Here is a 7184-nt window from a genome sequence, read left to right as displayed (position 1 = left end):
GGCATCAACCCGGTGTACCTGATGGTCCGAGGTGCCTGCATCGCGAGCGAGCCCGCTCCCACAGTTGGTCGCTATGCCTCGGGCTCTACACGCAGCACTTCGATCAATTGGTCGCCGACTGGCCGTTTCTACAGCACCTCGTCGCCAATCTTCAGCGAGACCTGTTGGAGCGGGCTTGCTCGCGATGGCATCAACCCGGTGTACCTGATGGTCCGAGGTGCTTGCATCGCGAGCAAGCCCGCTCCCACAGTTGGTCGCTAAGCCTCGGGCTCTACACGCAGCACTTCGATCAACTGGTCGCCGACGGGGCGTTTCCACAGCACCTCGTCGCCAATCTGCGCACCCAGCAACGCGCGGCCCAGCGGCGAGCCCCAATTGATCAGGCCCGCGCCGGCATCGGCCTGGTCTTCACCGACCAACTGAATGCGCTGCTGCTCATCCTGTTCATTGGCGAAGGTGATCCAACTGCCAATCTGCACCTTGTCGGTGGACGTGGCGGGCGCCACCACCTGCGCACTCTGCACACGCTGGTTGAAGTAGCGTAAATCCCGCTCAAGATCAGCCTGGCGCTGCTTGTCGGCCTGCTCACCCTTGGCGGATTCGGCGCTGTGCGCCTGCTGCAACTGCGCAACCCTGGCCTGCAGCTGCGCCAACCCTTGCGCCGTCAGGTGGTTGGGTTGCTCGCTGACTTGACGCTCCACCGGCTGATCGGCTTGGGCGGCGGCGTTGTCTTCATTTACAAAAGCTCGGCTCATGACGTACTCCTTCTATGGAGTTTGGGCCACGTGCGTCGCGCTTTAGTTTCGATGAATGTTATTGCGAGCGATAAGCCCTGCCGGCGTCGCGGTCTTTTTCATGCTGCCAGGCACGCTCGCGGTCGTCCCAGTGATTGTCTTTGTAGTCGCGCAACGTTTCGTTTTCGCGCATGGCTTTGCACTGGCGAAAGCCATCTTCCCAGCCTTCGGCGTATACGCGGTCTTGCAGATAACGCGGCACGTTCTTGCGAAACTCGCCGGTAATTACCCCAGCGGCCTGGCGACCGCTGCTACAGCCATCATCAAAACCATCGGCAAACGCCGGTGGGTAACCTTTTGCCAGCAAATCCTGATGGGTTGACTGGCAACCCGACAACCACACCACCGCACACAGCATTACCGCAGACCGCCACATGGCGTACTCCCTGGCCGTTTCACGGCTTATACGGGGAGTCTAGATAAGGATTTGTTGGAGCGGTGTGAAAGGGGAGTGAGAAATGTGTTGGGTTAAAGCGCCATCAGCGACGATTCCCTTTAACTTGCAGGACGTTTCCTAGAGAATCGCTGGGCTATTGCGCCGTAGGGTTTGAGTGTCTAGCCTCCTCGGGTCGCTGCAAAACAGCGATTGGGTTTAGCGACCCGAGAAACGTAGATACGACCTCCGCAACTATTTTGGCTGGCATTTTTTGTCTGCCTTATCGTGTTATGGCGGCTGTGCGCGGGAGACCTTCGGGTCTACCGGGTTTCTAGGTTACCGGTTCGCTAACCCGCGTACAGCTGCCACCTTTTCATGTTTAGCGACATGTCTGGCAGTTTCTTCTTCCTAACCTAAGAGAAACACCATGACCAAACTCGTTCCCGATCCACCTCTGGCTTCAATCACCACCCTCGGCGTCGTTACCTTCGGCGACTACGGCGAAAATCAAAAACCACTGTTCCGCGTCAATTCGGGCATGCCCATCGGCGAAGCCCTGGAACACGCCTCCACGCTGCTTTACTACTCCAAGAAACTCGCCATGGAAGCCGCCATGGACGTACGCGGCGAACAATACGCCTGGGCGGCGCATTTTTTATGCGAGATGGGCAAAGCAGTCGTCGATGACCTGACCCAAGCAATGACCCCCGCAAAATAAAGCCAACCAACCTCCTCACTGTGGCGAGCAGCCCGCTCGCCACAATTGGAATACGTTGGCTGCTCCGATCATTCCCACGCACTGCGTGGGAATGCTGCCCTGGACGCTACGCGTCCGCTTTGAGTGCGTGACGCGGAGCGTCACAGGTGCGGGTTAGTAGTGATACCACTTCACTTCGAGCATCACTTCATTCACTGGCGTCGAAAGGTGGCTGTATTCGCGCTGGGCGCTCAGGCGCAGCCCGAGGTTGCGCGACAATTCCCACTGCTGGTTCAGGCTGACACTGCGGCGCACTTCGCCATTGGTGAAGAAGTCGCCCTTGGCCTCCAGACTCAAATTGCCCAGCGGGTTTTTCCACAGCACGCCGGTGTTAAACCCGGCGGCCGGGGAGATGGCTTCGCTGAAGTCGTTGTTGTGTTCCACGCGCACGGTGCCGAGGGCGAAGCCGAGCATGTCGTCGGTCAGTTGCCAGGTGCCGCCGGCGCCGCCGTTGACGTGGGCCACCAGGGTTTCGTCGTCGTGTTTGCCCGGTACGCGTTCCAAACCGCCGGTGACTTGCCATGACCAGGGTTGCAGCAGGGCGTTGCGCGGCGTCAGCGAGCGAATGGTGGCGAGGTCCAGTTGCTGCAATTGCCAGTGATTGCCTTCGTACTGGCGCAGTTTCATTTGCAGAATTTCGATCTGCGCGCCCAGCGGGAAGCCTTCGGCGTTGTCGTTGAGGTCGTGGTAGGCCATGCGCAGGCCGTATTCGCCGAAGGCTTTGTCGCCACGCGTGCCGATGCCGGCTTGCCAGGTGCGTGATTCGTGCCCGTTCTCGGGCAGGCCGGGCTGTTCAATTTTTAGGTCGGGCGCGGGGTTCTGGTTGATCGCGCGCAGCAGTTCGAAGCTGCGTTGGGAGCGTTCGGTGTCGCGCTCCAGGCCATTGGCGCGGTAGCGGCCGAGGCGGTAAGCCGCATCGATAATCAGCGCCTGACGCTCGCGGGGCAGGGCTTTGAAAGCGGGCTCCTGCAATTGCTTCTGGTCATCGCTGATTTTCAGCACCCACTGTTGTTCATCACTTTGCAGCGGTTTGGCGCGCTCCAGCAGTTCGCGCTCACGCGAAGGGCGATAGTCGATCTTCTCGACCAAACCGGCTTCTTTCACGGCTTTTACTGTGTCGGTCGGAATCGCGGTCAGCGGGAATTGCTCAGTCAAGCGCAGGCTGGGCCGGGCCACTTGCAGCAGTTCCAGCAGGCGGTAGGAGCAGTTTTCGTCGAAGAAAAAATAATCGAACTGGACCTGCTTCAGCTCCCACACGTGCTCAACCATGCGCTCGGTCTCGACCTGCGTGAGGTTAAGGCGGTACTCCCACAGGTCACGGTTTTCGAGGCTGCGGTATTCCGAGAGTTTTTCCTGGTAAGGCACCAGCGCGAACAGGCCGGGATAGCCGCCCATCAGGCCTTTCCAGGCGTAAAGAATGCTGTTGTCGGAGCCCTCGATGTAGGCGCCGAAGTTGATTGCGTAGCTGAGCAGGGCGGTCTTGTTGCTTTGCACGTCGGCCTGGTCGATGCGCAGCAGCGTGTGGCCGAACATCGACGACGGGCTATTGAGGTAGGCCGCCGGGAAGATCATCACCGCGCTGTGCGGCGCGACGTCTTTGAACCATTGCTTGAATTCTTTGCAGTCCACGGCGGGCAAATCGGTCAGTTGCAACTGATCCTTGAGCCAGCGGGTACGTGCGGGGTAGACGCATTGGGCGTGTTTTTCGCCCTGGGTGACCGGAGCGTATAGCGCTTCGACGGTGGCCTTGAGTTCGGCGTCCGGGTGGTGAGCACCCTCGGCGGCGAGGAAAAACTTCTTGTCGCTGACATAGCTGCGCCAGCCACTTATTTTGCCAGCTTCATAATGGCCCAAAGACAGCCAGAACGGGTCGTTGGCCAATTGCTGCAAACGTTGATCATCAATTTGCGGGGCCGCGTACAGCGGGGCGCAGCCGAGGAGTGCCAACCAGGCAAAGCGTTTGAGCATAGGGGCAACTTAAGTCGGAAAAAGTGAGACCCAAAGGGGAGGCGGGCCCAAAAATAAAACCCGCGCCCTGGAGGGCGCGGGCGGGTCGAGCTTAAGCCTGAGTAGCGTATTTCGCCAGGCGGGTGTCACTTTTCAGTACTGCCAGGGTGTTGTTGTGCACGTCATCAGCGGTCACGTCAGCTTTGCTGAAGATTTGCTGGAAGTGCTCGTGAGTCACGGCCGCAAAGTGCTCGCGGTCTTCCGGTGCAACGCCCAGTACCACCGCGTAGGTGGTCAGCGCTTCGCCATTGCCTTTGGCCATGTCTTCGGACAGCTCGTTCATCATGCCATTCATGGCAATCCAGGACTTGCCGCCGTAGGTCAGGGCGCTGTTGGTGCTGCAACCGTTGGTGCCAGAGGTCATGCCGAAGGTGGCGTTACCCGAGGTGCCGTTGGTGGTGGAAGCGAGGAAGTGAGCCGGAGTGCCGCGCTGGCCTTCGAACAACATGTTGCCCCAACCGCAGTTCGGGCCACCTGGTGATTCTGCCATTGCATTGAGGGAGACAACGGTGAAGAGAGTACCAAGAAGGATCCGTTTCATAGCTTTGTTCTCTTAGTGTGCAAACCAATGGACAAGGGGTTCAGGCGCGTCGTAGCGCCCTAGGGGCCGGTTATTAGTCCAGCCCGCGCAATTTGGAGTTTAGGCAGGTTCCTTGGGTTCCGTTATTTTTTATAAAACAATCAGTGTTATCGCGATTTTTTTGTAGGACGCATGCCGTGTCTGCGCTTTACCAAAAAGCGCGCCTTGCCAGAGCGCGTAACCGAGAGCCAGAATGCCGTTATCTGCCCCGCCTGATGTAAGGAAGCCCGATGCCTGATCCTGTTGCTGCCAGCTTGCGTCTAGCGCCCGAAGCGCTGACTCGCCCTTTTTCCGCTGAACAGTTCAGCTTCTCGACCACCAATGATTTGGAGCCCTTTCGCGGTGTGCTTGGCCAGGAACGTGCGGTTGAAGCCTTGCAGTTCGGTGTGGCCATGCCACGCCCCGGTTACAACGTGTTTGTGATGGGCGAGCCCGGTACCGGCCGCTTTTCGTTCGTTAAACGCTACCTGAAAGCCGAAGGTAAACGCCTGCAGACCCCGTCGGACTGGGTCTACGTGAATAATTTTGATGAGCCGCGTGAACCGCGCGCGCTGGAATTGCCAGGCGGCTGTGCGGCGGCGTTCATCGCCGACATCAACGGTTTGGTCGACAACCTGGTCGCGACCTTCCCGGCGGTGTTTGAACACCCGACGTATCAACAACGCAAAAGCGCCATCGACCGCTCTTTCAACCAGCGTTACGACAAGGCCCTGGACGTGATCGAGCGCCTGGCCCTGGAAAAAGACGTGGCGCTGTACCGCGACAGCTCCAACATCGCCTTCACCCCGATGCTTGAGGGCAAGGCGCTGGACGAAGCGGAGTTTTCGCAACTGCCGGAGGCCGATCGCGAGCGGTTCCACAGCGACATTTCCGAGCTGGAGGAGCGCCTCAACGAAGAACTGGCGAGCCTGCCGCAGTGGAAACGTGAGTCGAACAACCAACTGCGCCAGTTCAACGAAGAAACCATCACCCTGGCCCTGCAACCTTTGTTGGCGCCATTGTCGGAAAAGTACGCAGAAAACGCCGGTGTTTGCGGCTATCTGCAAGCCATGCAGGTGTACCTGCTCAAAACCGTGGTCGAGCAATTGGTGGATGACGCCAAGACCGACGCGCAGGCGCGCAAGTTGCTGGAAGAGCAATACTGCCCGAGCCTGGTGGTGGGCCACCCGGTCAACGGCGGCGCGCCGGTGGTGTTTGAACCGCACCCGACCTACGACAACCTGTTCGGCCGTATCGAATACAGCACCGACCAGGGCGCGCTGTACACCACGTATCGCCAGTTGCGCCCCGGCGCTTTGCACCGTGCCAATGGCGGCTTCCTGATTCTTGAAGCCGAAAAAATGCTCAGCGAGCCGTTTGTGTGGGACGCGCTCAAGCGCTCGTTGCAGTCGCGCAAACTGAAGATGGAATCGCCACTGGGCGAGCTGGGCCGTTTGGCCACCGTGACCCTCAACCCGCAGATGATTGCGTTGCAGGTCAAGGTCATCATCATCGGCTCGCGCCAGCTTTACTACGCGTTGCAAGACGCCGATCCGGACTTCCAGGAGATGTTCCGCGTACTGGTGGATTTCGACGAAGACATCCCGATGGTCGACGAAAGCCTGGAGCAGTTCGCCCAGTTGCTCAAAACCCGTACTTCGGAAGAAGGCATGGCGCCGCTGACCTCGGACGCGGTGGCGCGCTTGGCGACGTACAGCGCACGCTTGGCGGAACATCAGGGCCGTTTGTCGGCGCGCATTGGCGACTTGTTCCAACTGGTCAGCGAGGCGGATTTTATTCGCCACCTGGCCGGCGACGAGATGACTGACGCCGGGCATATCGAGCGCGCGCTGAAGGCCAAGGCCACGCGCACCGGGCGTGTGTCGGCGCGGATTCTCGACGACATGCTCGCCGGCGTCATCCTCATCGACACCGCCGGTGCGGCCGTGGGCAAGTGCAACGGGCTGACGGTGCTGGAGGTCGGTGATTCGGCGTTTGGCGTGCCGGCGCGTATTTCCGCCACGGTGTACCCGGGCGGCAGCGGCATTGTCGACATCGAGCGTGAAGTTAACCTCGGCCAGCCGATTCACTCCAAGGGCGTGATGATCCTCACCGGTTACCTGGGCAGCCGCTATGCCCAGGAATTCCCGCTGGCGATTTCGGCGAGCATCGCGCTGGAGCAGTCCTACGGTTACGTGGACGGTGACAGTGCGTCGTTGGGCGAAGCGTGCACATTGATTTCGGCGCTGTCGAAGACGCCGCTCAAGCAGTGTTTTGCCATCACCGGTTCGATCAACCAGTTTGGTGAAGTGCAGGCGGTAGGCGGGGTCAACGAGAAGATCGAAGGCTTCTTCCGCCTGTGCGAAGCGCGCGGGTTGACCGGCGAGCAAGGGGCGATTATTCCGCAAGCCAACGTCAACACGTTGATGCTCGACGAGAAGGTGCTGCAGGCGGTTCGCGATGGGCAGTTCCACATCTATGCCGTGCGTCAGGCGGATGAGGCGTTGAGCCTGTTGGTGGGTGAGCCTGCCGGTGAGCCGGACGCCGAAGGGCAGTTCCCGGAGGGCACCGTGAACGCCCGCGTGGTAGAGCGTTTGCGCGCGATTGCCGAGATGATCAGTGAGGAAGACCTGAAGGAAGCCGAAAAGGAGCTGGCGCAACAGGCGCTGGCGCAAGCCCAGCCAAGCTGAC

The 7184-nt window shown here is 59.8% G+C and carries 6 protein-coding genes and 1 pseudogene; 3 read left to right on the top strand and 4 right to left on the bottom strand.

The window, feature by feature from the left end:
• Positions 1-261: pseudogene (locus ACOZK9_RS22355) on the top strand (hypothetical protein); the annotation flags it as partial.
• On the opposite strand, the gene ACOZK9_RS22350 reads toward ACOZK9_RS22355, so the two are convergent.
• Positions 258-755 (bottom strand): GreA/GreB family elongation factor, encoded by a 498-nt coding sequence (locus tag ACOZK9_RS22350; RefSeq protein WP_058415386.1) that lies wholly within the window; start codon positions 753-755, stop codon positions 258-260. The pseudogene ACOZK9_RS22355 and the gene ACOZK9_RS22350 overlap by 4 nt on opposite strands.
• A gap of 58 nt (positions 756-813) precedes the next feature.
• Positions 814-1170, bottom strand: a complete 357-nt coding sequence (locus ACOZK9_RS22345; protein ID WP_058415387.1) for a hypothetical protein — start codon at positions 1168-1170, stop codon at positions 814-816.
• 427 nt (positions 1171-1597) lie between these two features.
• Here ACOZK9_RS22345 and ACOZK9_RS22340 point away from each other — a divergent pair, with 427 nt between their 5' ends.
• On the top strand, positions 1598-1888 hold the full coding sequence (locus ACOZK9_RS22340) for a DUF3077 domain-containing protein (protein WP_099236497.1): 291 nt from the start codon (positions 1598-1600) through the stop codon (positions 1886-1888).
• A gap of 153 nt (positions 1889-2041) precedes the next feature.
• Here the strand turns inward: ACOZK9_RS22340 and ACOZK9_RS22335 are convergent, their stop codons facing one another.
• Both ACOZK9_RS22335 and ACOZK9_RS22330 read right to left on the bottom strand, forming a co-directional pair.
• Positions 2042-3895 (bottom strand): Lnb N-terminal periplasmic domain-containing protein, encoded by a 1854-nt coding sequence (locus ACOZK9_RS22335; protein ID WP_122249946.1) that lies wholly within the window; start codon positions 3893-3895, stop codon positions 2042-2044.
• A gap of 91 nt (positions 3896-3986) precedes the next feature.
• The gene (locus ACOZK9_RS22330; RefSeq protein WP_017139294.1) at positions 3987-4475 is read right to left on the bottom strand and encodes a DUF3015 domain-containing protein; all 489 of its coding nucleotides are present in this window, start codon (positions 4473-4475) and stop codon (positions 3987-3989) included.
• 269 nt (positions 4476-4744) lie between these two features.
• Between ACOZK9_RS22330 and ACOZK9_RS22325 the strand changes: the two genes are divergently transcribed.
• Positions 4745-7183, top strand: a complete 2439-nt coding sequence (locus tag ACOZK9_RS22325) for a Lon protease family protein (protein WP_421556581.1) — start codon at positions 4745-4747, stop codon at positions 7181-7183.
• Position 7184 lies beyond the last annotated feature (1 nt).

The organism is Pseudomonas kitaguniensis (genome assembly GCF_049199985.1).
In the GTDB taxonomy this organism is placed as follows: domain Bacteria; phylum Pseudomonadota; class Gammaproteobacteria; order Pseudomonadales; family Pseudomonadaceae; genus Aquipseudomonas; species Aquipseudomonas kitaguniensis.
The sequence above is the reverse complement of the archived record's forward strand: the minus strand, read 5'-3'. Positions and strand labels throughout refer to the sequence as shown.